Origin of the sequence: Blastococcus saxobsidens (assembly GCF_010682065.1) — a bacterium.
GTDB classification, from domain to species: Bacteria; Actinomycetota; Actinomycetes; order Mycobacteriales; family Geodermatophilaceae; genus Blastococcus; species Blastococcus saxobsidens_B.
This window is the reverse complement of sequence record NZ_JAAGWG010000015.1, coordinates 19,457-44,789: the sequence shown is the minus strand read 5'-3', so window position 1 is coordinate 44,789 and position 25,333 is coordinate 19,457. Positions and strand designations below refer to the sequence as shown.

The 25,333-nt window shown below is 72.8% G+C and carries 17 protein-coding genes; 9 read left to right on the top strand and 8 right to left on the bottom strand.

Annotated elements, in window-relative coordinates; all coding sequences use genetic code 11:
* The first annotated feature begins 47 nt into the window (after positions 1 to 47).
* Positions 48 to 2,222: a glycogen debranching protein GlgX gene (gene glgX, locus GCU60_RS11525; RefSeq protein ID WP_345770541.1), complete on the top strand. Its 2,175-nt coding sequence runs from the start codon at positions 48 to 50 to the stop codon at positions 2,220 to 2,222.
* 1 nt (position 2,223) lies between these two features.
* On the opposite strand, the gene GCU60_RS11520 is transcribed toward glgX, so the two are convergent.
* The 3 genes from GCU60_RS11520 to glgP all read right to left on the bottom strand — a co-directional run bounded on the left by GCU60_RS11520 (position 2,224) and on the right by glgP (position 6,449).
* Positions 2,224 to 2,739: a hypothetical protein gene (locus tag GCU60_RS11520; protein ID WP_163205305.1), complete on the bottom strand. Its 516-nt coding sequence runs from the start codon at positions 2,737 to 2,739 to the stop codon at positions 2,224 to 2,226.
* A 75-nt stretch (positions 2,740 to 2,814) separates the two neighbouring features.
* On the bottom strand, positions 2,815 to 3,777 hold the full coding sequence (locus GCU60_RS11515) for an FHA domain-containing protein (protein WP_163205303.1): 963 nt from the start codon (positions 3,775 to 3,777) through the stop codon (positions 2,815 to 2,817).
* 122 nt (positions 3,778 to 3,899) lie between these two features.
* Positions 3,900 to 6,449: an alpha-glucan family phosphorylase gene (gene glgP / locus GCU60_RS11510; RefSeq protein WP_163205301.1), complete on the bottom strand. Its 2,550-nt coding sequence runs from the start codon at positions 6,447 to 6,449 to the stop codon at positions 3,900 to 3,902.
* Positions 6,450 to 6,607: 158 nt separating this feature from the next.
* Between glgP and GCU60_RS11505 the strand changes: the two genes are divergently transcribed.
* The 6 genes from GCU60_RS11505 to GCU60_RS11480 all read left to right on the top strand — a co-directional run bounded on the left by GCU60_RS11505 (position 6,608) and on the right by GCU60_RS11480 (position 17,774).
* Positions 6,608 to 8,635: an alpha-1,4-glucan--maltose-1-phosphate maltosyltransferase gene (locus GCU60_RS11505; protein ID WP_163205300.1), complete on the top strand. Its 2,028-nt coding sequence runs from the start codon at positions 6,608 to 6,610 to the stop codon at positions 8,633 to 8,635.
* A 49-nt stretch (positions 8,636 to 8,684) separates the two neighbouring features.
* Entirely contained in the window at positions 8,685 to 10,505 is a 1,821-nt protein-coding gene (gene treS / locus GCU60_RS11500; RefSeq protein ID WP_163205298.1) for a maltose alpha-D-glucosyltransferase, read from the top strand.
* Positions 10,502 to 11,884, top strand: a complete 1,383-nt coding sequence (locus GCU60_RS11495; protein WP_163205296.1) for a maltokinase N-terminal cap-like domain-containing protein — start codon at positions 10,502 to 10,504, stop codon at positions 11,882 to 11,884. The genes treS and GCU60_RS11495 overlap by 4 nt, the downstream gene beginning before the upstream one ends.
* A gap of 52 nt (positions 11,885 to 11,936) precedes the next feature.
* Entirely contained in the window at positions 11,937 to 14,816 is a 2,880-nt protein-coding gene (glgB, locus tag GCU60_RS11490) for a 1,4-alpha-glucan branching protein GlgB (protein ID WP_204261874.1), read from the top strand.
* 132 nt (positions 14,817 to 14,948) lie between these two features.
* Complete coding sequence (locus GCU60_RS11485; protein WP_239521028.1) at positions 14,949 to 16,343, top strand: hypothetical protein; 1,395 nt, start codon at positions 14,949 to 14,951, stop codon at positions 16,341 to 16,343.
* Between the two features lie 45 nt (positions 16,344 to 16,388).
* Positions 16,389 to 17,774, top strand: a complete 1,386-nt coding sequence (locus GCU60_RS11480; protein ID WP_163205294.1) for a neutral zinc metallopeptidase — start codon at positions 16,389 to 16,391, stop codon at positions 17,772 to 17,774.
* Positions 17,775 to 17,784: 10 nt separating this feature from the next.
* Here GCU60_RS11480 and GCU60_RS11475 read toward each other — a convergent pair whose 3' ends face one another.
* From GCU60_RS11475 to GCU60_RS11455, 5 genes are all read right to left on the bottom strand, one after another.
* The gene (locus tag GCU60_RS11475) at positions 17,785 to 18,744 is read right to left on the bottom strand and encodes a tetratricopeptide repeat protein (protein WP_204261873.1); all 960 of its coding nucleotides are present in this window, start codon (positions 18,742 to 18,744) and stop codon (positions 17,785 to 17,787) included.
* 50 nt (positions 18,745 to 18,794) lie between these two features.
* Positions 18,795 to 21,530, bottom strand: a complete 2,736-nt coding sequence (locus GCU60_RS11470; protein ID WP_163205292.1) for a penicillin acylase family protein — start codon at positions 21,528 to 21,530, stop codon at positions 18,795 to 18,797.
* A 78-nt stretch (positions 21,531 to 21,608) separates the two neighbouring features.
* A complete protein-coding gene (locus tag GCU60_RS11465; RefSeq protein ID WP_163205290.1) occupies positions 21,609 to 21,977 on the bottom strand; it encodes a VOC family protein in 369 nt (122 codons plus the stop codon).
* A gap of 25 nt (positions 21,978 to 22,002) precedes the next feature.
* Positions 22,003 to 23,682, bottom strand: coding sequence for an acyl-CoA mutase large subunit family protein (locus GCU60_RS11460; protein WP_163205288.1), 1,680 nt, complete (start codon positions 23,680 to 23,682; stop codon positions 22,003 to 22,005).
* 39 nt (positions 23,683 to 23,721) lie between these two features.
* Positions 23,722 to 24,246, bottom strand: a complete 525-nt coding sequence (locus GCU60_RS11455; RefSeq protein WP_163205286.1) for a MarR family winged helix-turn-helix transcriptional regulator — start codon at positions 24,244 to 24,246, stop codon at positions 23,722 to 23,724.
* A 245-nt stretch (positions 24,247 to 24,491) separates the two neighbouring features.
* On the opposite strand from GCU60_RS11455, the gene GCU60_RS20320 reads away from it, so the two are divergent.
* Positions 24,492 to 24,752: a hypothetical protein gene (locus tag GCU60_RS20320; protein ID WP_239521027.1), complete on the top strand. Its 261-nt coding sequence runs from the start codon at positions 24,492 to 24,494 to the stop codon at positions 24,750 to 24,752.
* A complete protein-coding gene (locus GCU60_RS21595; RefSeq protein WP_345770540.1) occupies positions 24,749 to 25,315 on the top strand; it encodes an endonuclease domain-containing protein in 567 nt (188 codons plus the stop codon). Before GCU60_RS20320 ends, GCU60_RS21595 begins: the two co-directional genes overlap by 4 nt.
* The last annotated feature ends 18 nt before the right edge of the window (positions 25,316 to 25,333 follow it).

Here is a 25,333-nt window from a genome sequence, read left to right as displayed (position 1 = left end):
GGTCGACGTTGCGCCACGTCCGGGATCGGAGAGGGCACGATCGCGCCGTGACCGACAACCACTCCGCCGGACACCACCCGCACCGCCGCCCCCACGGTCCTGTCCCGGGCCTGCTGCCCGGCACCCCGGCCCCCCTCGGGGCCACCTGGGACGGGCGGGGGACGAACTTCGCGCTGTGGTCGGCGGGGGCGGCCGCCGTCGACCTGTGCCTCTTCGACGCCGACGGCACCGAGCACCGCCACCGGCTCGAGGAGACGACCCACCAGGTGTGGCACGGCCGGCTGCCCGGTGTCGGTCCCGGCCAGCACTACGGCTACCGGGTGCACGGCGGCTACGACCCGTTCAGCGGACACCGCTACAACCCGGCGAAGCTCCTGCTCGACCCCTACGCACGCGCGGTCGACGGCGAGCTGCGGCTGCACACCGCCCTGTTCGGCCACCCCTTCGAGCACGTGGACTCCGCCGTCCCGGACGAGCAGGACTCCGCGCCCCACGTGCCCCGCGGCGTCGTCGTCCACGACCCGTTCCCGTGGGACGGCGACCGTCCGCTGCGCCGCTCGTGGTCCGACACCGTCGTCTACGAGGTGCACGTGAAGGGCGCGACCGCGCGGCACCCCGACGTCCCGCCGCACCTGTGCGGCACCTACGCGGGGCTGGCCCACCCGGCGTTCATCGAGCACCTGCTCTCGCTCGGCGTGACCGCGGTCGAGCTGCTGCCGGTGCACCACTTCGTCAGCGAGCCGCACCTGCTGCGCCGCGGGCTGACCAACTACTGGGGCTACAACACCCTCGGCTACTTCGCCCCGCACGCCGGCTACAGCTCCGCCGGGAGCGGCGGCGGTCAGGTGACGGAGTTCAAGACGATGGTGCGCGAGCTGCACGCCGCCGGCATCGAGGTGATCCTCGACGTCGTCTACAACCACACCGCCGAGGGCGACCACAGCGGCCCGACCCTGTCGTTCAAGGGCATCGACAACGGCGGCTACTACCGGCTCGACGGCGGCAACCGCGCCCGCTACACCGACTACACCGGGTGCGGGAACACCCTCGACGTCCGCCGCCCGGCCGTGCTCGGGCTGCTGATGGACTCGCTGCGCTACTGGGTCACCGAGATGCACGTCGACGGCTTCCGGTTCGACCTGGCCTCGGCGCTGGCCCGCTCGATGCACGACGTCGACCGGCTCTCGGCGTTCTTCGACGTCGTCCACCAGGACCCGGTGGTCAGCCAGGTGAAGCTGATCGCCGAGCCGTGGGACGTCGGCGAGGGCGGCTACCAGGTGGGCAACTTCCCGCCGCCGTGGACGGAGTGGAACGGCAAGTACCGCGACACCGTGCGCGACGTGTGGTCCGGCGCGCACGTCGGCGTCCGCGACCTGGCCTACCGGCTCACCGGCTCCTCCGACCTCTACCGCTCCGACGGCCGGCGGCCGTTCGCCAGCATCAACTTCGTCACCGCGCACGACGGCTTCCCCATGGCCGACCTGGTCGCCTACGAGCACAAGCGCAACGAGGCCAACGGCGAGGACAACCGGGACGGCGAGAGCCACAACCGGAACTGGAACTGCGGCGTCGAGGGCCCGACCGACGACCCGGACGTCCTGGAGCTGCGGGGACGCCAGGTCCGCAACCTGCTGACGACGCTGCTGCTGTCCACCGGGGTGCCGATGCTGACCGCCGGCGACGAGCTCGGCCGCACCCAGGGCGGCAACAACAACGCCTACTGCCAGGACAACGAGATCTCCTGGCTGGACTGGGACGGCGTCGACCGGGACCTGCTGGCGTTCACCAGCCGGCTGGTGCGCCTCCGCCGCGCCGCCCCGGTGCTGCGGCAGGAGGCGTTCTTCGAGGGCCACGAGCTGCCGGGCACCGGCGGCACCCGCGACCTGGCCTGGTTCGCCCCCGGCGGTGGCCAGCTGACCACCGGGGACTGGTTCGACACCGGGCTGCAGACCGTCGGCATGTACCTCGACGGGCGCGGGATCCGGTACCGCGACGAGTACGGCCACCCGCTGGTGGACGACTCCTACCTGGTGCAGCTGCACGCCGGCCCGGACCCGGTGACGGTGCAGCTGCCGGGGCCGCCCTGGGCGGACGGCTACGAGCTGGTGCTGTCGACCGAGTACCCGACCGGCGCGCCGCCCGAGCCGACCTTCGTGGCGCCCGGCCCGCTGACCATGCCCGGCCGGTGCGTCTGGCTGTTCCGCGTCGAGCGCCGCCCCTGACTCACCGTCCGGCCCGGCGCCACGGTCGCTCCAGGCCCGGCCCGAAGTCCCAGTCGTGCAGGTCCTCGTCGGCCTCCTCCACGACGTCGACCAGCTCGGCGAGGGAGTGGATCCCGATCCCGCTGACCGCCACGTCCGCGACCACCGAGAGCGGACCCGTGCCGTCCGGTGAGTCGTCCAGGTAGTGCATCACCAGGGCCTCGGCCGTCCCGGAGCCGTCCCGCATGCGCACGCGCGAACCCGGGCGCGGGAACCCCGGTGGCACGACCCCGACCGGCGCCGCGAGCACCCAGTGCACCGTCGCCCCGACCGCGCCGTACTCGATCGCCTCGCCCGGGTACCAGACGACCCACGTGGGCCCGGTGATGTCGCGGCGCCCCCCGTCGGCCTCGTGCACCCACATGCGGCCGGAGAGCAGGACCAGCAGCACCTTCTGCGCGCGCCGGCGGGCGGTCACCGGCAGATGGTTCGGTGAACTCAGCGCGAGCTCGTGTGCGAGGTCCCCTTCGAGGTGCATCCGCTGATCGTGCCCTGCACGCGCGAGAGCCCCGGTCCGACATCGGACCGGGGCTCTCTGCGGTTCGGGCTGCAGTTACTCCTGCGGCTGCTCGAAGGTGATGACCGTCCAGCCCAGCAGCAGGCGGTCGCCGTCGGAGAGCGGGTGGGCCACACCCGGCTCCAGCTGCGTCCACTCGGTGGCCTCGGGGCCGGCGACGTGCGTGCCGTTGAGGGACCCGAGGTCGACCAGCGAGACCTCGCGGCCGGACCGGGTGAGGGCGGCGTGCGCCGACGAGAGCACGTTCTGGGTGTCGGCGATGGGCACCGCGCGGGCCGAGCCGCTGGTGACCATCTCGTGGTTGTCGGGGCGACGGCCGAGGACCAGGTCCTCGTCGATCGTGACGACCATGCCGTCGTCGAACCGCAGGAGCGGCACGGCAGAGTCGGCGTCGGGGCGCCAGAACGCCGTCTGCTCGCCGGACTCCGGGCGGGCCGAGGACGCCGCCGAGGAGCCGCGGGAGGCACCGAAGCCGGCGTCCGAGGGCGCCGAGAACGGCGACTGCGCGGGGGCGGCCGACGTGGCGGTGGCGGCCGAGGGAGCCGCCGCGGCCAGGTGCAGCGTGGCCCCGCCGCCGGGCACGGTGCCCTCGACGAGGTCGAAGCTGACGCCGGGGGGCGTGCGGGGCGCCGACTGGCCGGGACCGACGTAGAGGGACTGACCCAGCGCGAAGCCGGAGGCCAGCGTGCCGCCCTCCACCGACGAACCGGACACGGGGACACCGTCGACCGCCGGCTGGCCCTTGCCACCCCACAGCGCGACACCGGAGCCGGTGTCGGTCGCGAGGACGAGGGCGAAGGACGCGGCACCCGAGGCGAGCGTGCTCACCTGGCCGGCCACGGCCTGCAGCACGCGGTCGGCACCCGGCCCGGACACACCGAGGCAGGCGTGCAGGGCGGACACGAGGGCGGGCGAGCCGGGCGCGTCGACCCACAGCAGGCCGCCGCCACTGCGGGCGACGACGGCTTCTCCGGGGAGGACTTCACAGCGGTCGGGCATGGCGTCAGCCTAGTGATGCCGGAGCGGTCTCGGCGCCCCCACCAGCAGCGCCACGCCGGGGCATCACGACATCACACGGTGTCGCTGGGACCCGCGTGGTGGGAGTGTCCCCTGGGTCGGCGTCACGCCGTGCTCACCACGCCGAGCTCCGCCGGATCGGCCAGGTACTCCGAGTGCGGGAGGACTCGCACGGTGTAGCCGAACGCGCCGGTGCGTTCCAGCGGAACCGTGGCGGTGAACCAGTGCCGCGACCCATCGGTGTGCTCGTGCTCCATCGTGACGGTCGTCACCTCGTGCAGCCCGTCGGCGTCGTCCACCCGGCCGTAGGCCGCCTGCACCTCGACGTCGGACGGCTCGAGCCCGGGCAGCTCCACCTCGGCACGCAGCGCGAGCGTCGACCCGATCTCCGGGGTGTCCCCCGCGCCGGTCGCCTCGACGTGCGCCACCCGCACGTCGTGCCAGTGGTGCAGCAGGTGCGCGCGCCACGACGCCTCGGTGCGGGCCGGTGCGTAGCCGTCGGCGGCCATCGTGCGGGCCGAGCCCGCCGCCGGCACGTACAGGTCGCGGACGTAGTCGCGGACCATCCGCGTGGCCAGGACCTTGGGCCCGGTCTCGCGCAGCGTGTGCCGGACCATCTCCACCCACCGGCCGGGGACGCCGTCGCGGTCGCGCTCGTAGAACCGGGGCAGCACCTGGGTCGAGAGCAGGTCGTAGATCGCCCGCGCCTCCACCTCGTCGCGCCGGTCGGCGTCCTGCACCCCGTCGGCGGTCGGGATCGCCCAGCCGTTCTGGCCGTCGAACCACTCGTCCCACCAGCCGTCGCGGATGGACAGGTTCAGCCCGCCGTTCAGGGCCGCCTTCATCCCGGAGGTGCCGCAGGCCTCCAGCGGCCGCAGCGGGTTGTTCAGCCAGACGTCGCAGCCCCAGTAGAGGTAGCGCGCCATCCCGATGTCGTAGCCGGGCAGGAAGGCGATCCGGTGCCGGATCTCGGGGTCGTCGGCGAAGGCCACCATCTGCTGGATGAGCTTCTTGCCGCCGTCGTCGGCCGGGTGGCTCTTGCCGGCGATCACCAGCTGGATCGGGCGCTCGGGGTCCAGCAGCATGGCCTTGAGCCGGGCGGGGTCGCGCAGCATCAGCGTGAGCCGCTTGTACGACGGCACCCGCCGGGCGAACCCGATGGTGAGGACGTCGGGGTCGAAGGCGGTGTCGGTCCAGCCGACCTCCGCCTCGCTGGCCCCGCGGGACAGCGCCGTCTCCCGGATCCGCCGCCGCACCTCCTCGACCAGCCGGCCGCGCAGCAGCCGGCGGGTGGTCCACAGGTCACCGGCCGGGATGCGGTCGACGCCGTCGAAGTGCACCTCGCCGTCGACCTCGACCGGGTCGCCCTGGCTGGAGGTCTGCGTGCCCATCTCGACCAGCTCGCGGGCGGTCCACGTCGGGGCGTGCACACCGTTGGTGATCGAGCCGATCGGCACGTCGGCCTCGTCGAAGCCCGGCCACAGGTCGCTGAACATCCCGCGGCTGACGTGCCCGTGCAGCTGGCTGACGCCGTTGGCCCGCTGCCCGAGCCGGAGCCCCATGTGCGCCATGTTGAACTTCGACGGGTCGTCCTCGGCACCGAGCGGGAGCAGCTGGTCCAGGGGCACGCCGAACCCGGCGAAGTAGCGCTCGATGAGCGCCTTCGGGAACCGGTCGATGCCGGCCGGGACGGGGGTGTGCGTGGTGAAGACGGTCCCGGCCCGCACCGCCTGGAGCGCCTCGGGGAAGGTCAGCCCGTGCGCCTCGGTCAGCTCCCGGATGCGCTCCACGCCCTGGAACCCGGCGTGGCCCTCGTTGGCGTGGAACACCTCGGGCATCGGGGTCCCGGTGAGCGAGCAGTAGGCCCGCACCGCCCGGACCCCGCCGATGCCGAGCAGCATCTCCTGGCGGAGCCGGTGGTCCTCGTCGCCGCCGTAGAGCCGGTCGGTGACCACGCGCTCGGCGGGTGCGTTCTCCTCGATGTCGCTGTCGAGCAGGAGCAGCGACACCCGGCCGACCTGCGCCCGCCACACGTGGGCGAACAGGGTCCGGCCCTCGGGCAGCGGGACGGTGATGACGACGGCGGAGCCGTCGGACTGGCGCAGCAGCTTGACCGGCAGGCCGTGCGGGTCCAGCGACGGGTAGTGCTCGAGCTGCCAGCCGTCGGCCGACAGGCCCTGGGTGAAGTAGCCGGCCCGGTAGAGGAGCCCGACGCCGATCAGCGGGACCCCGAGGTCGGAGGCGGCCTTGAGGTGGTCGCCGGCCAGGATGCCCAGGCCGCCCGAGTACTGCGGCAGCACCTCGGTGATGCCGAACTCGGCGGAGAAGTAGGCGATGCTCTGCGGCGCCTCGGCGCCCAGCGACTGGTACCAGCGCGGGGTGGAGAGGTACTCGTCCAGGTCGTCGACGGCGTCGGTCAGGCGGCGGACGAACCGGCGGTCGGCGGCGAGCTGCGCCAGGCGCTCGGCCGAGACCTCCCCCAGGGCGCGCACCGGGTCCCCCCCGCAGCGCTGCCACAGGGCGGGGTCCAGGGTCTCGAACAGGTCGCGTGTCTCGGGGTGCCACGACCAGCGCAGGTTCATCACCAGCTGGCTCAGCGGCAGGAGCGGCTCCGGCAGAGCCGCGCGGACGGTGAAACGTCGGAGAGCTCGCACCCGGCCGAGACTAACCAGACTCGCGCCGTTCGTCAGGGTCTCGAGCAACTGCCCGGAGGGCCGTCGACGGCCGATCCGCCGCCCCAACGGGTGAGGCGCGTGGGGCAGATCAACTGCCGAGATGCTGGTGGGGCGGCAGCTCAGTAGCGTGGGCGGCGATGACTGGACGCGCTGATCTCCGCCTCGGCATCACCGATGTCGCCCCCGTCGTGTCCTGCGGGACCTTCTCGGCCCGTGCGGTGGTCGGTGAACACCTGCCGATCACCGCCACGGTGTTTCGCGAGGGGCACGACGCCGTCGCCGCGAACGTCGTGTGGACCTCACCGGACGGCGAGCCGACCGGGTTCCTCCGCATGGCGAAGCTGCCGCCGGAGCCCGATCGCTGGCTGACCACGGTCGTGCCCGACCGGGAGGGCCGCTGGACCTTCCGGGTCGAGGCGTGGAGCGATCCGCTGGAGACCTGGAAGCACGCCGTCGAGGTCAAGGTGGAGGCCGGCCAGGGCGCCGAGGAGCTGGCCAACGACCTCGAGGAGGGCGCGCGCCTGCTCGAGCGCGTGGCCGCCGAGGCCGACGAGGGCTGGCGCGGTCGGGTGACCGCCGCGGCCGAGGCCCTGCGGGACACCTCCCAGGAGCTCACCGTCCGGATCGCCCCGGCGCTGGCCTCGGGCCTGCAGCGCTACCTGCACGAGCACCCGGTGCGCGAGCTGGTCACCGCCTCGCCGCGCTACGAGGTGTTCGTGGACCGCAAGGAGGCGCTGTTCGGCTCCTGGTACGAGTTCTTCCCGCGCTCGGAGGGCCCCGTCGTCGGCGGCGTCCCCACCCACGGCACCTTCACGACGGCGTCCGACCGGTTGCCGGCGATCGCCGACATGGGCTTCGACATCGTCTACCTGCCGCCGATCCACCCGATCGGCACGGTCAACCGCAAGGGCCCGAACACCGCCCAGTTCCCCGGCGGCAACCCGCACGAGATCGGTCCCGACGACGTCGGCTCCCCCTGGGCCATCGGCAGCGCCGAGGGCGGGCACGACGCGGTCCACCCGCAGCTCGGCACCATGGACGACTTCAAGGCGTTCGTCGCCCGCACCCGCGAGCTGGGCATGGAGGTCGCGCTGGACTTCGCGCTCCAGGCGGCGCCCGACCACCCCTGGGTCGAGACCCACCCGGAGTGGTTCACCACCAAGCCCGACGGCACCATCGCCTACGCCGAGAACCCGCCGAAGAAGTACCAGGACATCTACCCGATCAACTTCGACAACGACCCGGAGGGCATCTACGCCGAGTGCCTCCGGGTCATCCGGGTCTGGATGGAGGCCGGGGTTCGGATCTTCCGCGTGGACAACCCGCACACCAAGCCGCTGAGCTTCTGGCACTGGCTGATCTGGGAGGTCAAGAAGACCGACCCTGACGTGCTCTTCCTGGCGGAGGCGTTCACCCGGCCGGCGATGATGCACCAGCTGGCGCGCATCGGGTTCACGCAGTCGTACACGTACTTCACGTGGCGGACCGAGCGCGGCGAGATCGAGGAGTACGGCCGCGAGCTCGCCACGAACTCGCACTACATGCGACCGAACTTCTTCGTGAACACCCCGGACATCCTGCACGAGTCGCTGCAGTTCGGCGGCCCGCCGATGTTCAAGATCCGCGCCGTGCTCGCCTCGATGCTGAGCCCGACCTGGGGCGTCTACTCGGGCTTCGAGCTGTTCGAGCACGTGGCGGTCAAGCCGGGCAGCGAGGAGTACCACCAGAGCGAGAAGTACTCGCTCCGCCCTCGTGACTGGGCCGGTGCCGAGGCCAGCGGCCGGAGCCTGGCGCCCTACCTGCGGCGGCTCAACGAGGTCCGGCGCGCCCACCCGGCGCTGCAGCAGCTGCGCACGCTGCGGTTCCACCAGGTGGACAACCCGAACCTGCTCTGCTTCACCAAGACCGACCCCGGTTCGGCCGACGCCGTCCTCGTGGTCGTCAACCTCTCGAGCCAGAACACCCAGATCGGGACGACGGCGCTGGACCTGCCGACGCTCGGCCTGGACTGGCACGAGCGCTTCGCGGTCACCGACGAGCTCACCGGCGCCCGGTACGACTGGGGCCAGTTCAACTACGTCGAGCTCGACCCCTACCGGGAGCCCGCGCACGTCTTCGGGATCAGCCTCCCGCGGCCCGTGCAGTTCCCGCCGCCGGTCGACTGACCGGCACCCCCCGACCGCACCTGCGACCCCGAACGAGGCATACGCGTCGATGACCGTTCCCGTCCCCGACTCCCCTGCCGCCCACTCCGCTCTGCCCCCGCCGGGGTCGGACCCCGAGTGGTACAAGCGCGCCGTCTTCTACGAGGTGCTCGTCCGCGGCTTCGCCGACAGCAACGCCGACGGCGTCGGTGACCTCCGCGGGATGATCGACAAGCTGGACTACCTGCAGTGGCTCGGCGTCGACTGCCTGTGGCTGCCGCCGTTCTTCGCCTCACCGCTGCGCGACGGCGGCTACGACGTCAGCGACTACACCGCGGTGCTGCCGGAGTTCGGCAACATCGAGGACTTCCACGAGTTCCTCGACGAGGCCCACGCCCGCGGCATGCGCGTGATCATCGACTTCGTCATGAACCACACCTCGGACCAGCACCCCTGGTTCCAGGCCAGCCGCAGTGACCCCGAGGGACCCTACGGCGACTTCTACGTGTGGGCCGACGACGACACCGGCTACGCCGACGCCCGGATCATCTTCGTCGACACCGAGAGCTCGAACTGGACGTTCGACCCGGTGCGCAAGCAGTACTTCTGGCACCGCTTCTTCTCCCACCAGCCGGACCTCAACTTCGAGAACCCGAAGGTGCGCGAGGCGATCATCGACGCCCTGCGCTTCTGGCTGGACCTCGGCATCGACGGCTTCCGGCTCGACGCCGTGCCCTACCTCTTCGAGGAGGAGGGCACCAACTGCGAGAACCTGCCGCGCACCCACGAGTTCCTCAAGGAGGTGCGCAAGGTCGTCGACACGAACTACCCCGACGTCGTGCTGCTCTGCGAGGCCAACCAGTGGCCGGCCGACGTCGTCGAGTACTTCGGCGAGAACGGCGACGAGTGCCAGATGGCCTTCCACTTCCCGGTCATGCCGCGCCTGTTCATGGCCGTCCGCCGGGAGCAGCGCTTCCCGATCTCGGAGATCATGGCGCAGACGCCGGACATCCCGGACAACTGCCAGTGGGGCGTCTTCCTGCGCAACCACGACGAGCTGACGCTCGAGATGGTCTCCGACGAAGAGCGCGACTACATGTGGGGCGAGTACGCCAAGGACCCCCGCATGAAGGCCAACATCGGCATCCGCCGCCGGCTGGCACCGCTGCTGGACAACGACGTCAACACCCTCGAGCTGTTCAACGCCCTGCTGCTGTCGCTGCCGGGCTCGCCGGTCCTGTACTACGGCGACGAGATCGGCATGGGCGACAACATCTGGCTCGGTGACCGGGACGGCGTCCGCACCCCGATGCAGTGGACTCCGGACCGCAACGGCGGCTTCTCCACCGCCGACCCGCAGCGGATGTACCTGCCGCTGAACGCCGACCCCGTCTACGGCTACCAGGTCACCAACGTCGAGTCGCAGCTGCGCAACACCAACTCGCTGCTGCAGTGGCTCCGCCGGATGATCCAGGTCCGCGGCCAGCACCCCACCTTCGGGCTGGGCAGCTACGCCGAGATCGGCTCGCGCAACCCCACGGTGCTGTCATTCGTCCGCGAGTTCGGCGACGACGTCGTGCTGTGCGTGAACAACCTGTCGCGGTTCCCGCAGCCGGTGGAGCTGGACCTGCGCCGGTTCGAGGGCTACACCCCGATCGAGCTGACCGGCCGGGTCGAGTTCCCGCAGATCGGCGTCCTGCCCTACATGCTCACCCTGGCCGGGCACGGCTTCTACTGGTTCGAGCTCTCCAAGCCGACCGAGCCGGTCGTCGAGGAGACCGAGGACTGGGCCAGCGCCACCTCCAGCGCGGTGGCCGACTCGCTGCTGGCCGCGGGTGTGGTCAGCGACACCGAGGAGACCCCGACCGACGAGTCCGGAGGCACGCGATGACCGCCGAACCCCGCACCGCACTGACCGACCTGTTCCGCGAGTGGATCCCGCAGCAGCGGTGGTTCGGCGGCAAGGGCCGCGAGTGGGCCGGCGTCACCGAGGACGGCTTCTTCCTGGACCGGGGCAACCCGGTGCTGTCGGTGCACCGGGTGCGGATCGAGTACACCGACGGCGGGCGCGACACGTACCTGGTGCCGCTCTCCTGGCGCGACCAGCACGCCGAGGAGCTGGAGTCCGCCCTCGTCGGCGCGGTGTCCAACGAGGGCCGGGAGACCTACGCCTACGACGCGATGCGCGACCGCGAGTCGACCGCGCCGTGGCTGATCCACCTGGCCCAGGGGTCCTCCATCGGGCCGATGCGCTTCTCCCCCGCCGACGAGGGCCACATCCCCGAGGGACTGCCCGGCGACATCGTCTCCACCGAGCAGAGCAACACCTCGCTGGTCTACGGGCAGGAGGCGATCCTCAAGCTGTTCCGCCGGCTGGAGCCTGGCCTCAACCCCGACGTGGAGATCCACCGGGCCCTGCGCGCGACGGACAACGAGCACATCGCCCCGCTGCTCGGGCACGTCGAGATCGACGACGCCGCGGGCGGCGAGCCGGCCACGGTCGCGATGCTGCAGACCTTCGTGCCCAACGCCAGCGACGGCTGGCGGCTGGCCACGGCCAGCGTCCGGGACCTGTACGCCGAGGGCGACCTGCACGCCGACGAGGTCGGTGGCGACTTCGCCGCCGACAGCCGCCGGCTCGGCGCGGCCACCGCGTCGGTGCACGCCGACATGGCGCAGGTCCTGCCGACCGAGGAGGCCGCTCACGACTGGTTCGCCACCGTGGCCCGGCAGATGTCGGAACGCCTGGACGCGGCGATCGAGATCGTGCCGCAGCTGGCCGAGTACGCCGAGGGTCTGCGCGCGGTGTACGCCGCCGTCGCCGAGAGCGACGAGCAGGTCGTCCGCCAGCGGGTGCACGGCGACCTCCACCTGGGGCAGGTCCTGCGGACCGCGACGGGCTGGATCATCCTCGACTTCGAGGGCGAGCCGGCCCGCCCGCTGGTCGACCGCCGAGAGCTGGACACCCCGCTGCGCGACGTCGCCGGCATGCTGCGCAGCTTCGACTACGCCGCCCGGCACCTGCTCGTGGAGCAGCCGGAGGACTCCCAGCGCGAGTACCGCGCCCAGGAGTGGGCGGCGCGCAACCGGGCCGCGTTCTGCGCGGGCTACTCGGAGGCCAGCGGGCTCGACCCGTGCGGGGAGTCACCACTCCTTCGGGCGTTCGAGGCGGACAAGGCGGTTTACGAATGCGTCTACGAGGCGAGGAACCGTCCGCACTGGCTCATGATCCCGCTCCAGTCGCTGTCGCGGATCACCGACCGCGACTGAGGCATCGAACCGACGGACCAGAGCACCGAGAACGGACGAGGACGGCGAGACGATGACGAGCGACGACCACGCGCAGAGCAAGCAGGAACTCCAGCGCGCCGTGGAGGAGAAGGTCGCCCAGGCCGAGGCGGCCGCCGGCGACGAAGCGCCGGTGAACGCCCCCACGGCCGCCGGGACGACCAAGCGCGCCGCCGCCAGGAAGGCGCCGGGCGAGAAGGCACCGGCCAAGAAGGCCGCCGCGAAGAAGGCCCCCGCCGCCAAGAAGGCGGCCCCGGCGAAGAAGGCCACCGCCGAGAAGGCCACCACGGCCAAGCGCACGGTGGCGAAGAAGGTCGCCGCCGCGCCGAACGCCACCGAGGCGACCCCGGAGCCCGGCAGCGAGGAGACCGAGGTCACCGCCAACCCGGTGGTGGCCCCCGCGCCCATCGCCGAGCCCGGCGACGGCACCGGCGCCCCGGCCGGCCAGCCGGTGGCGCCCGACCCCGACCCCGCCACCCCGCCGACCCCGCAGGCGCCCTCGGAGGGCTCCGCAGAGGCTCCGACCCAGGACAGCGGCACCGACGCGGCGGGGCCGGCCGAGCCGGCGGCCCCCCCTGCGACCGCGGGCTCCGACCTCGCCGTCGCCGACCGCGGGCAGGCCGGCGGCACCACCGCCGGTGCGGACGCCGACCAGGCGATCGAGTCGGTCACCGACGAGGACCTGCAGGCCATCGTCGACGGGTGGTCCCGCGATCCGCACCGCGTGCTCGGGGCGCACCGCACCGCCCAGGGGTGGGCGGTGCGCACGCTGCGCCCGGACGCCGTCTCGGTGGCCGTCCTCGACGAGGACGGCAGCCGGTACGACACCACCCGGCTGCACGACGGCGGCATCTACGAGGCCGCGCTCCCCCGCCAGCCGGGCGACTACCGCATCGAGGTCAGCTACGGCGACGCCGAGGGCGGCACCACCACCCACACCGTCGACGACCCGTTCCGCTGGATGCCCACGCTCGGCCCGATGGACGAGCACCTCATCCGCGAGGGCCGGCACGAGCGCCTGTGGGAGGTGCTCGGCGCGCACGTCCGCCGGTACGAGACGCCCCGCGGCACCGTCGAGGGCGTCTCCTTCGCCGTCTGGGCCCCCAGCGCCCGCGGCGTGAAGGTCACCGGCGACTTCGACTACTGGGAGGCCCGCGCCTACCCGATGCGCCACCTCGGATCCTCCGGGGTCTGGGAGATCTTCATCCCGGGCGCCCAGGTCGGCACCCGCTACCGCTACCACGTGCTCGGTGCCGACGGCACCTGGCGCGAGAAGTCCGACCCGCTGGCCTTCGCCACCGAGGTCCCCCCGCTGAACGCCTCGGTGGTCACCGAGTCCACCTACGAGTGGACCGACGACGAGTGGCTGGCCACACGGGCCGAGGCCGGCTGGCACGCGCGCCCGATGAGCGTCTACGAGGTGCACGCCGGCTCCTGGCGCCAGGGGCTGTCCTACCGGGAGCTCGCCGACGAGCTGATCGACTACGTCGTCGCCGCGGGGTTCACCCACATCGAGTTCATGCCGCTGGCCGAGCACCCCTTCGGCGGCTCCTGGGGGTACCAAGTCACCTCCTACTACGCGCCGACCTCGCGCTTCGGCAGCCCCGACGACCTGCGCTACCTGATCGACCGCGCCCACCAGGCCGGCATCGGCGTCATCGTCGACTGGGTCCCGGCGCACTTCCCCAAGGACGAGTGGGCGCTGGCCCGCTTCGACGGCACGCCGCTCTACGAGCACGGCGACCCCCGCCGGGGCGAGCAGCTGGACTGGGGCACCTACGTCTTCGACTTCGGCCGGTCCGAGGTCCGCAACTTCCTGGTCGCGAACGCCCTGTACTGGGCCAAGGAGTTCCACGTCGACGGCATCCGGGTGGATGCGGTCGCCTCCATGCTCTACCTGGACTACTCGCGCACCGAGTGGCTGCCCAACAAGTACGGCGGCCGGGAGAACCTCGAGGCGGTGGCGTTCCTGCAGGAGTTCAACGCCACGGTCTACCGCGAGGTCCCGGGCGTGGTGACGATCGCCGAGGAGTCCACCGCGTGGCCGGGCGTCACCCGGCCCACGCACCTCGGCGGCCTGGGCTTCGGGTTCAAGTGGAACATGGGCTGGATGCACGACTCGCTGGCCTACGTGGAGCGCGAGCCGGTCTACCGCAGCTTCCACCACGGCCAGCTGACGTTCTCGATGCACTACGCCTACACCGAGAACTTCGTGCTGCCGATCAGCCACGACGAGGTCGTCTACGGCAAGGGCTCCATGCTGCGGAAGATGCCGGGCGACCGGTGGCAGCAGCTGGCCAACCTGCGCGCCTACCTCGCCTACATGTGGGCCCACCCCGGCAAGCAGCTGCTGTTCATGGGCTCGGAGTTCGCGCAGGACTCGGAGTGGGCCGAGAGCCGGTCGCTGGACTGGTGGCACCTCGACGACCCCGCGCACCGCGGCGTCCTGCAGCTGGTCACCGACCTCAACGCCCGCTACAAGGAGTACGACGCGCTCTGGTCGCAGGACGTGGAGCCGGCCGGCTTCCAGTGGATCGACGCCAACGACGCGAGCGGCAACGTGCTGTCGTTCCTGCGGTACGGGGTGGCACCGAAGGAGCAGCCCGGCACCGCCCTGCCCGCGGCGGGTGCGGACACCGGGTCCGCGGTGGGCGAGCCCGCGGTCGTCGAGGGCTCGGCGCTGGCCTGCGTCATCAACTTCGCTGGGGCCCCGCACCACGAGTACCGGATCGGGCTGCCGCGTGGCGGCCAGTGGCGTGAGGTGCTCAACAGCGACGCCGAGGGCTACGGCGGATCCGGCGTCGGCAACTACGGCGGCATCGAGGCCGTGGCCGAGCCCTGGCACGGTCAGCCGTTCTCGGCGACGATCTCGGCCCCGCCGCTGGGCACCGTCTGGTTCCTGCACGAGGGCTGACCGGCCTCCTCCGGCGCCCCGCCACGGGTGGGGCGCCGGATGCTGGTCGCACCCGGGCCCGCACGGCATGCTGGAGCGGGCCCGCCCCGCCGGACGGGCGTCGGCCGGGTTCCGGGAGGACGACCACACACGATGAGGCAGCTCCTGCGCCGGACCGTGCCCGCCCTCCTCGCCGGAGTCCTGGTCACCGGCTGCGCCGTCGACGTCGTCCGCGGTGAGGCCACCCCGGGCACCAGCGGGCAGGCCGACGTCGGCATCGAGGAGTTCCCCGTCACCGGGGCGGGCGACGAGCCCATCGACCAGTTCGTGCGCAACGCCCTGGCCGATCTCGAGACGTTCTGGCGCACCGCCTACCCCGAGCACTTCGGCGGGGAGTACCAGCCGCTGGCGGGCGGCTACTTCTCCGTCGACTCGGTGGACCTCGACGAGAGCGTCTACCCGGAGACGGGGATCGGGTGCGACGGCTCCCCCACCGCACCCGAGGAGGTCGCCGGCAACGCCTTCTACGACCCCGTGTGCGACGTCATCGCCTACGACCGCACGTTGCTGCAGGAGCTCGCCGACGACTACGGCCGCTTCCTCGCCCCCGTCGTGATGGCGCACGAGTTCGGCCACGCGATGCAGGGCCGGTTCGGCTTCGCGCCCAGCGGCCGCAACATCCTGGACGAGACGCAGGCCGACTGCCTCGCCGGCGCGTGGACCCGCTGGGTCGCCGACGGGCGGGCCGAGCACGTGTCCCTGCGCGAGCCCGAGCTCGACGACGTCGTCCGGGGCTTCCTCCTGCTGCGGGACGACGTGGGCAGCGACCCCGACGACACGGAGGCGCACGGTTCCTACTTCGACCGGGTGTCGGCCTTCTACGACGGCTTCGACAGCGGACCGGCCACCTGCCGCGACGAGTTCGGCGACGACCGGCTGTTCACCGCGGCCGCGTTCACGCCGACCGATCAGCTGAACCGGGGCAACGCCCCCTTCGACGACATCGTCGACTGGGTCGGCACCACGCTGCCGGCCTTCTGGGCCGAGGCCTTCCCCCAGGCGTTCGGCGGTGAGTTCGAGCCGCCGGCACTGGAGGGGTTCGACGGCGAGGGCCCCGACTGCGCCGGGCTCGACGGCCGCGACCTGGGCTACTGCGCCGACGACGCGACGGTCTACGTGGACGAGACCGACCTCGCCGTCCCCGCCTACGACGAGGTCGGCGACTTCGCGCTGACGACGGCGCTGTCGCTGCCCTACGCCCTGGCGGTCCGCGACCAGGCCGGGCTCTCCGTGGACGACGACGAGGCCACCCGCTCGGCGGTCTGCCTGACCGGCTGGTACGAGGCCCAGTGGTACGCGGACTCCTTCGCCGACCTGGTGCAGGCCCAGATCAGCCCGGGCGACGTCGACGAGGCCGTGCAGTTCCTGCTGCAGTACGGCGTCGACGACCGGGTCTTCCCCGCCGTCGACGCGTCCGGCTTCGAGCTCGTGGGCGAGTTCCGCAGCGGGTTCCTCTACGGCGCGGAGGGGTGCGGCTTCGGCCGGTGATCCGGGCGGGGTTTGGGCACGTCCCGCGGGGGCGATCCACGACCCATGGAGCGACGGCGAGGGGTCCGCCTGCTGACCGCCGTCCTCGGCCTCGTGCTGTGCCTGGGAACCTCGGGCTGCGCGGTGGTGGTGCTCGGGGAGGCGACCCCCGCCCGGCCGGACCTCCCCGACGCACCGGCGGGCGAGGTCACCGTGCTCGGCGGCACGGACGAACCGGCCGACGTGGTGGCCCGCAACGCCCTCGCCGACCTGGAGAGCTACTGGGCCGAGCAGCTCCCCGCCGTGTTCGGGACGGCGTTCGAGCCGCTGCGCGGCGGCTACTTCAGCGTCGATCCCGCCGCCCTCGTGCCCGGGGAGTTCCCCGACGGGGTCGGCTGCGGCGCCGATCCGCGCGAGGCGGAGAACAACGCCTTCTACTGCCTGGCCGTGCAGGACCCCAACTCCGACTCGATCACCTACGACCGTGCGTTCCTCACCGAGCTCGCCGACGGCTACGGCCGGTTCCTCCCCGCGCTGGTCATGGCGCACGAGTTCGGCCACGCGGTCCAGGGCCGGGTCGGGTCCCCCTCGGCCTCGATCGCCACCGAGACGCAGGCCGACTGCTTCGCCGGGGCCTGGAGTGCCTGGGTCGCCGGCGGCGAGGCCGAGCACTCCTCCCTGCGGGAGCCGGAGCTCGACGACCTGCTGCGCGGCTACTTCCTGCTGCGCGACCCGGTGGGGACCAGCACCGCGGAGGAGTCCGCGCACGGCTCCTACTTCGACCGCGTGTCGGCCTTCCAGGAGGGCTTCGACGACGGGCCGGAGGCCTGCCGCGACGGGTTCGGTCCCCAGCGGCTGTTCACGCAGGAGGAGTTCACCCGCGACGACGACTTCCGCCGGCAGGGCAACCTGCCCTACGACGACCTGGTCGGCGTGATGGACGGCGCACTGCCCGCCTTCTGGGAGCGGGCCTTCGACGAGGTGTTCGCGACGCGGTTCGACCCGCCGGCGATCGAGGGCTTCGACGGCCGCGCCCCCGGTTGCGCGCCGGCCGACCGCGACCTCGTCTACTGCGCGGACGGCAACGTCGCCGCCTACGACGAGTCCCTCACCACCGAGGCGTACGCGCTGGGCGACTTCGCGGTGGCCACGGCGCTCGCCGTCCCGTACGCGCTGGGCGCGCGGGACCAGCTCGGTCTCGACGCCGCCGACCCGGACGCCCTCCGCTCCGCGGTCTGCCTCACCGGCTGGTTCAGCGCGCAGGTCTACCGGCAGCAGGTGCCCGAGGTGGCCATCTCACCCGGCGACCTCGACGAGAGCGTGCTGTTCCTGCTCGAGTACGGCATCGAGGAGCAGGTCCTGGGTGCCGCCGAGCTGTCGGGCTTCCAGCTGGTCGACGTGTTCCGCGGCGGGTTCGTCGACGGCGCCCGGGCCTGCGACGTCGGGGCCTAGATCGTCGGGGTCAGAAGAGCGCCGCGGTGAGCCGGCGGCGCGCCGCGCCGACCCGCGGGTCCTGGTCCCCCACGACGGCGAACAGCTCGACGAGGTGCTGCCGGGCCTGGTCGCGCTCCTCCCCCGCGGTCCGGCGCACCACCTCGAGCAGACGGTCGAACGCCGCCTCGATGTTGCCGGTGCCGAGCAGGAAGTCCGCGGCCCGGGCCTGCGCGGCGACGTCGTCGGGCGCGGCGTCGGCGGCCGCCAGCGCGTCCGGCCCGGCCTCCTCCGCCCGGCGGAACAGCTGGACCTGGCGGAGCGCGATCCCGGCGTCCGGGTGGTCGGGCTCCTGGGCCAGGATCGCCTGGTAGGCGGCCTCGGCGGCGGCCAGGTCACCGCGCTCCAGGGCTGCCTCGGCGGCGTCGAGGCGCGGGTCCTCGACCTCCTCGGGCTCCCCGCCCGGGACCGCTCCGCCGGTGGTGGCCTGCACCAGCTCGGTGACGAACTGCCGCGCCTGCTCCTCGGGGATGGCCCCGGTGAACTCGGCGACCAGCTGGCCCTGCCACACGGCCTTGACCGCCGGGATGCCCTGCACGCGCAGCCCCTGCGCCAGCGCCGGGTTGGCCTCGACGTCGACCTTCGCGAGCACCCACGAGCCGCCGCCCTCGACGGCGAGCGCCTCCAGCACGGGCGAGAGCTGCTTGCACGGGCCGCACCACTCCGCCCACAGGTCGAGCACGACCGGCACCTGGAAGGACCGGTCGAGCACCTCGGCCTGGAAGGTGGCCTCGGTGACGTCGACGACGGCGCCACCCGGCGCCCCCGCCGGTGCCGTGGGGCTCGGCGGCGGGGCGGCCTGCGCGCGTGCGGCGGCCTCCGAGCGCGCCTTGACGGCGGCCAGGTCGACCGCGCCGGCCATCGCGGCGGCCATCTGCGCCTGCTGGGCCTGAGCGCGCGGGTCGGGACGTCCGGGGCGGGTGGGCTGCATGGCCTCGATCATCCCACCCCGGACGAACTCGCCCTACCCGGCTCCGGAACTCACCGCCCGCTGGTGAAGTGGACGACCTGCTGGAACGTGGGCCGGTTCTGCCAGTCGATGTCCCGGACCCCGACGACGCCGGTGGACTTGGCGGTGATGTCGTCGAGGTGCTTGTCGTAGGTCAGCTCCCCGACCGACTCCGCGCCCTGCTCGGCGAGCAGCCGGTCGACCGTGGCGCGCAGCGAGGCGCGCAGATCGGCCTGGCAGGTCGCGGCGTCCCCGCCGCCGCAGTAGGACCGCGACCACTGCCCCTGCCCGCCCAGGTCCTCGACGACGTAGCCGTACCAGGCGACGTTGTTCCACGCCGAGCCCAGACCCTGGCGCGGGTGGTCGTCCAGCCGCTGCGGGAGCTCGGTGACCAGGGCGCCCAGCGTGCCGCGCAGCAGCTCGTGGGCCACCGAGGTGACCGTGCCGTCGTCGGCGGTCGACTCCCACCACGCGTCGAACAGCGCCACCGCGGCCTGGTCGTCGTAGCCGCCGTCGCGGTCCGCGTCGAGGCGGTGGGCGCCCCGCTCCTGCCAGTCGCGCAGCAGCGCCGTCGCCTCCGCCAGCCCCGGGTCGTCGCCGACGGCGTCGAGCAGGGCCGGCAGCGTGTAGTCGGCGCGTGAGTCGACCGTGGCGGCGTCCTGGACCGCGGCCACCAGGTCCGGCGTCGTCACCCCACCGGCGTCGGTCAGGGCGGTCATGCGGTCCGACAGCGCCAGGCTCCGGTGCACCGGCCCCCAGCCCCAGCCGTCGTCGGCCGCAGCCCAGCCGGGCGCGGGCTTGTTGTTCCAGGAGACCAGGAAGCCCGAGGGCGGGTTCACCTGCTGGGGGTGGTCCTCCGCGGCGAGCCAGCCCTGCCACGCCCACCGGTCCCCGGCCCAGCGCGGCAGGTGCGGGTCGGTGCCCTCGGCGCGGACCGGCAGCCGGCCCGAGGAGTAGTAGGCGATGTCCCGGTCGTCGGCGTAGAACCAGTTGAACGTGTAGTCGATGGCCGCGGCGGCCTGTTGGAAGCTGCCCGCGTCGTCGACGACGTCGGGGTTGCCGAAGCGCTCGAACCCGATGACCGAGTCCAGCTCGCGGTGGTAGGTGCTGCGCTGCGCCACGACGGCGACCGGCTGACCGTCCACGGTGGTGCGCAGCTGCACGATGCCGTCGTCGGTGCGGAGCACCCGGAAGCGCAGCACCTGCGGTGCGCCCACGCCGCCGAGGGTGGGCAGGGCGGTCTCCTGGTGCACCCGGCTGTCCATCGGCACGCAGCGGCCGTCGTCGACGTAGCCCTCGGACTCCACCGTCGCCGCGCCGCCGGCCGGGTCGCACAGCGGGGCCACCACGGTGTCGACGTTGTCGCTGTTGGCGCTGGTGGCCGACCACGCGTAGTCCACGCCCCGGCCCAGCTGGACGACCAGGTTGGTGCCGGCGAAGGAGACGCCGCGGGCCCGGATGCCTGGCGCGACGACGGCCTGCTCGGTGAGCAGCTGCGGTGCGTAGTAGCCGGTCTGCGGGCCGAAGACCGCCGCCGGGTGCCCGTCGGCCGTGCGGTCACCGGAGACCAGGGCGGCGTTGCTCATGCCGTCGGCCACCGCGGCCAGGTCGAGCGTGCCGAACGGGCCGGTGATCCGCATCGGCGCGGGCGCCAGCCGGCCGGACAGCGAGCCGAGCGACGGCTGCGGGATGCCCCCGGAACCGGCGTCGTCCCCGGTCCCCGGTGCGGTCGGGCCGTCCAGGTCGGGGAGCGCGACCCCGGGGAGCGTCGGGTCCACCGGTCCGCCGCCGTAGGGCGCCGGCTCCGAGGACGTCGTCGGGGCGTCGGCGTCGTCGGCCGAGCGCAGGTCGTCGAAGATCCGGCGGGCCTCCTCCGGGCCGAACTGCTGCTCGAGCTGCTGCAGCCAGCGGGCGTTGGCGAACTCGGCACCGCCGCCCTTGCCGAAGATGCCGCCGACCAGCGACGCGATGTAGACGACGTCGGCCCGGTCCCAGGGCTGCGGGACCCGCTGCAGTGCTGCGTACTCGACCGGGCAGGACGGCCCGAGCACGAGCCCGGGGCACAGCCGCTCCTGGGCGGCGTTGATCCCGGCGATGAACGCGTCGGCGGCGGCGAGCAGCCGCTGCCCCTCCTCGCCGAACCGGGCCGCGACCTCCTCCATCTGCGCGGCGGCCTCCTCCTCGGTGTAGAAGGCCGTGCGCAGCTGCTCCTGGTCCATCGCGATGTTCTCGGCGCTGGGACCGAGGAACTCCGCGGCCCGGGCGGCTCCGACGTGGCGGAGGACGTCCATGAGGAACATCCGGTCCACCGTGCCGGCGTAGCCCGAGCCCCACGCGGCGTCCTCGCGGGTCTCGCCCTCGATGTAGGGGACGCCGAACTCGTCCCGGCGGATGACCACGCCGTCCTTGGGCCGGTCCACGCTCACCGCCTCGTCGTCGGTGAGGGTGAGCGGTGAGTCCTTGTAGTACGCGCCGAGGGACTCCTCGGTGAGCGAGCCGAGGTCGGCGTGGTTCAGGGCGTCGTACATCTCCAGCTGGTCGGCGAAGTTCTCCGGGGCGTTCCGCCCGTCGACCGCCTGCCGGCCGAGCGGGTCGCCCGGGATCGCCCCGGCCGCGCCGGGCAGCGTCATGCCGCCGGCCTGGCCGGGTGGGAGGACGTTGCGGACGCCGGGGTGGTCCCCGGCGTGCTCCGTGGGGGTGGCGGTCGCCGGCGCCGCTGACGCGACGGCGACCACTCCTGCTGCCAGCACGATCGCGATGCGTCGCACAGCCGACCTCCGGGTCCCGGGGATGTTGCTGTGTGAACGACGACACACCTACCCGGTTACGGCTCCGCAGGGACCCGCTCAGGTCTCCGACCAGGCACCGAGCTCGTTGCCCGAGGGATCGCGGAAGTGGAACCGCCGGCCGCCCGGGAAGGGGTACGGGCCCTCGGCCACCTCGCCACCGGCCGCCTCGACCGCCGCCACGGTGCGGTCGAGATCGGTGGAGAACAGCAGCACCAGCGGGCCGCCCGGCCCGGGCACGCGGGTGTCCAGGCGCAGGCCGCCGGACTCGCGGTCGTCGCCGGGGAAGCGGAAGCCGGCGTACTCCGGCCCGTAGTCGGTGAACTGCCAGCCGAAGGCATCGGCGTAGAAGCGCCGCGCCCGGTCCAGGTCGGGAACGGTGAGCTCGACGTAGTCGATGGTGTGGTGGCGCCCGCGGAATCCGGTCATGCCCGCATCGTGGCGGGCGGGTACGTCAGAACCGGGCGGGCTCGGTGTACGTGCCCCACTCGGCCCGCAGCGCGTCGCAGATCTCCCCCAGCGTGGCCTCGGCACGGACCGCGTCGAGCATCGCCGGGACCATGTTGGCCTCGGTGCGCGCGACCTCGACCATCCGCTCGACGGCGGCCCGGGCGGCGGCGTCGTCCCGCCGCTCCCGCCGGCCGGCCAGCTCGGCGTTCTGGTCGATCTCCACCTGGTGGCTGACCCGCAGGATCTCCAGCTTGTCGTGGGCGTCCACCGACCCGGTCAGGGTGTTGACGCCGACGACCTTCTTCTCGCCCTTCTCCAGCGCGCGCTGATAGACGAACGCGGCCTCGGCGATCTCGCCGGTGAACCAGCCGTCCTCGATGCCGCGCAGGATGCCCCCCGTCATGGTGCCGTCGGCGCTCATGTCCTTGATGCGGGTGAAGATCTCCTCCGCCTGCCGCTCCATCTCGTCGGTGAGCGCCTCCACGTACCAGGAGCCGCCGAGCGGGTCGGCCACGTTCATGACCCCCGTCTCCTCCATGATCAGCTGCTGCGTCCGCAAGGCGATCTGCGCAGCCTTGGCGCTGGGCAGGGCGAGCACCTCGTCGAGGGCGTTGGTGTGCAGGCTCTGGGTGCCGCCGAGTACGGCGGCCAGCGCCTCGATCGCCGTCCGGGTGATGTTGTTGTCCGGCTGCTGGGCGGTCAGGCTCACCCCGGCGGTCTGGGTGTGGAAGCGCAGCTGCTGGGCCTTCTCCGTCTTCGCGCCGTACACGTCGCGCAGCCACCGGGCCCAGATGCGGCGGGCGGCGCGGAACTTGGCGATCTCCTCGAAGAAGTCCAGGTGGGAGTCGAAGAAGAAGGACAGGCCGGGCGCGAACTGCTCGATGTCCAGGCCGCGGTCCAGACCGAGCTCGACGTAGGCGAACCCGTCGGCCAGCGTGTAGGCGAGCTCCTGCGCGGCGGTCGAGCCGGCCTCGCGGATGTGGTAGCCGGAGACGCTGATCGGCTTGTACGCGGGGATCTCCGCCGCGCAGTACTCCATCAGGTCACCGATGAGGCGCAGGTGCGGTTCGGGGGCGAACAGCCACTCCTTCTGCGCGATGTACTCCTTGAAGATGTCGGTCTGCAGGGTGCCGTTGAGCTTCCCGAGGTCGGCGCCCTGGCGCTCGGCGGCGACCAGGTACATGCAGAACACCGGCACGGCGGGGCCGCTGATCGTCATCGACGTCGTCGTCGCCTCGAGGTCGATGCCGTCGAAGAGCACGTCCATGTCGGCGGCGGTGTCGATGGCGACACCGCAGTGCCCGACCTCGCCGAGCGCCCGCGGGTCGTCGGAGTCGCGGCCCATGAGGGTGGGCATGTCGAAGGCGACGGACAGTCCGCCGCCGCCCTCGGCCAAGATCATCTTGTAGCGCTCGTTCGTCTGCTTCGCGTTGCCGAAGCCGGCGAACTGGCGGATGGTCCACGCCCGGCCGCGATAGCCGGTGGCGTGCAGGCCCCGGGTGAAGGGGAACTCGCCGGGGTAGCCGATCCGCTCGAAGCCGGGAAAGGCGGACTCGTCGGCGGGGCCGTAGACGGGGTCGACCTCGACGCCGGAGAGCGTGGTGAAGTCCGCGTCACGCACCTTGCCCTGCGCCAGTGCCGTGTCGTACCGCTGCTGCCACCGCTGCCTGGCGTCCTGGGTCATGACCAGATAGTAGGACGTCCAACTATCCTGTGTCGACGGTCACCCGGCGTGTTGGGGACCCTCCGCGACGTCCCCCGCGCCGAGGCGAACGGTCCGGAGCAGGGCGAACAGCTCCGCCCGCTCCTCCTCCCCCAGCTCGGCCAGCCCGAAGTCGAGCGCCATGAGCGCGGCGGTGGCCACGTCCACCACCACACGCCCCCGCTCGGTGATCGCGGCCAACACGCCGCGGCCGTCGGCGGGGTTGGGCCGGCGGTCGACGTAGCCGGCCGCCACCAGCCGGTCGATGGCGTTCGTGACGCTGGTCGGGTGGACCATCAGCCGGCTGCCGATCACCTTCAGCGGGAGCTCGCCGAGCCGGCTGAACGTGAGCAGCACCAGCACCTCGTAGCGGGCGAAGGTGAGCTCGTGCGGCTTGAGCACGCCGTCGAACCGGGCGAGCAGGATCTGCTGGACCCGGAAGATCGACGTCGCGGCGCGCATGGCCGACGCCGGGCCGAAGCGCTGCTCCCACGTCTCCCCGGCCCGTTCGATCGGGTCGAACGGCAGCCCGAGTGCGCGCACCATGCCGCGGACGCTACCGGCCGCACGCCGCCACGCCATGAGCGCTCCGGTCCGTATCCGGGCGCATTCACGCACGCGGATGACCGCGCCCATGCGCATCCGGGGAGGAACCGCAGTCGGGACACCCCTCCGCCCGCCTGTGGACAGGCCGCTTCCCGGAGGCGCACCTCGCGGCAGAGTGCCCCGGTGGCCGCACACCCACCCGACCAGATGCCCTCCGAGGCCGGCTGTTCCGCGGCTCCGCCCAGGTGAGAGCGGGGCGCCTGACGAAGGGGCAGCTGCGGAGCTCGGCGTGGCGCCGGCTCTTCCCGGACGTCTACGCCTGCGCCTCGTTGTCGCTCGACCACGCGCGGCGGGCGCGGGCCGCAGCAGCCCTGGCGCTGCCGGGTGCCGTGGTCAGCGGTCGTAGCGCCGGTGTGCTGTGGGGCGTCGAACTCGCCGGCCCCGACGACGACGTCGAGTGCACGATCGCGCCCACCAGCCGTGGGGGCGCCGGGGTATTCGCGTGACGCGGCGTGCGCTCGAGGCATCCGACGTGGTCCGCCGCGGCGGGGTGCGCGTCACCTCCGCGCAGCGGACGGCGCTGGACCTCGCTCGGATCCAGCCGGTCGAGGAGGCGGTCGTGGCACTGGACCGGTTCCTGCGTGCCGGGCTCGTGGACCTCGGTGCGCTCCGGGCAGCCGCGTCCGATCTCACCGGACCGGGTTGCCGCCAGCTGCGGCGAGCCGTTCAGCTCGCCGACGGCCTGGCGGAGTCACCGCAGGAGACGCGCCTCCGGCTGCTGCTTCACCGTTCCTCGCTGCCCCGGCCCGTGGCGCAGCACACGGTGCGAGGTGCTGATGACCGCTTCGTCGCCCGCGTGGACTTCGCCTGGCCGGACCAGAAGGTCGCCGTCGAGTACGAGGGCCTCTGGCACGGACGGGCCCAGCAGGTGGCGCGCGACCGACGGCGCCTCGACGAGCTGACCGCCGCAGGGTGGACCGTCGTCTTCGTCACCGCCGCCGACCTGCTGGACCCGCACGTGGTGATCGCGCGCATCGCCGTGGCCCTGAGAGCGTCCCGATACGCATGAGCGTCGCATCGAGGGCTC

Excerpts from the sequence above, each read along its gene's own strand:
- GCU60_RS11520 (WP_163205305.1), bottom strand. The coding sequence starts at position 2,739 with ATGCACCTCGAAGGGGACCTCGCACACGAGCTCGCGCTGAGTTCACCG.
- GCU60_RS11515 (WP_163205303.1), bottom strand. The coding sequence starts at position 3,777 with ATGCCCGACCGCTGTGAAGTCCTCCCCGGAGAAGCCGTCGTCGCCCGC.
- GCU60_RS11505 (WP_163205300.1), top strand. The coding sequence starts at position 6,608 with ATGACTGGACGCGCTGATCTCCGCCTCGGCATCACCGATGTCGCCCCC.
- treS (WP_163205298.1), top strand. The coding sequence starts at position 8,685 with ATGACCGTTCCCGTCCCCGACTCCCCTGCCGCCCACTCCGCTCTGCCC.
- GCU60_RS11495 (WP_163205296.1), top strand. The coding sequence starts at position 10,502 with ATGACCGCCGAACCCCGCACCGCACTGACCGACCTGTTCCGCGAGTGG.
- glgB (WP_204261874.1), top strand. The coding sequence starts at position 11,937 with ATGACGAGCGACGACCACGCGCAGAGCAAGCAGGAACTCCAGCGCGCC.
- GCU60_RS11485 (WP_239521028.1), top strand. The coding sequence starts at position 14,949 with ATGAGGCAGCTCCTGCGCCGGACCGTGCCCGCCCTCCTCGCCGGAGTC.
- GCU60_RS11480 (WP_163205294.1), top strand. The coding sequence starts at position 16,389 with ATGGAGCGACGGCGAGGGGTCCGCCTGCTGACCGCCGTCCTCGGCCTC.
- GCU60_RS11475 (WP_204261873.1), bottom strand. The coding sequence starts at position 18,744 with ATGCAGCCCACCCGCCCCGGACGTCCCGACCCGCGCGCTCAGGCCCAG.
- GCU60_RS11465 (WP_163205290.1), bottom strand. The coding sequence starts at position 21,977 with ATGACCGGATTCCGCGGGCGCCACCACACCATCGACTACGTCGAGCTC.
- GCU60_RS11460 (WP_163205288.1), bottom strand. The coding sequence starts at position 23,682 with ATGACCCAGGACGCCAGGCAGCGGTGGCAGCAGCGGTACGACACGGCA.
- GCU60_RS11455 (WP_163205286.1), bottom strand. The coding sequence starts at position 24,246 with ATGGTGCGCGCACTCGGGCTGCCGTTCGACCCGATCGAACGGGCCGGG.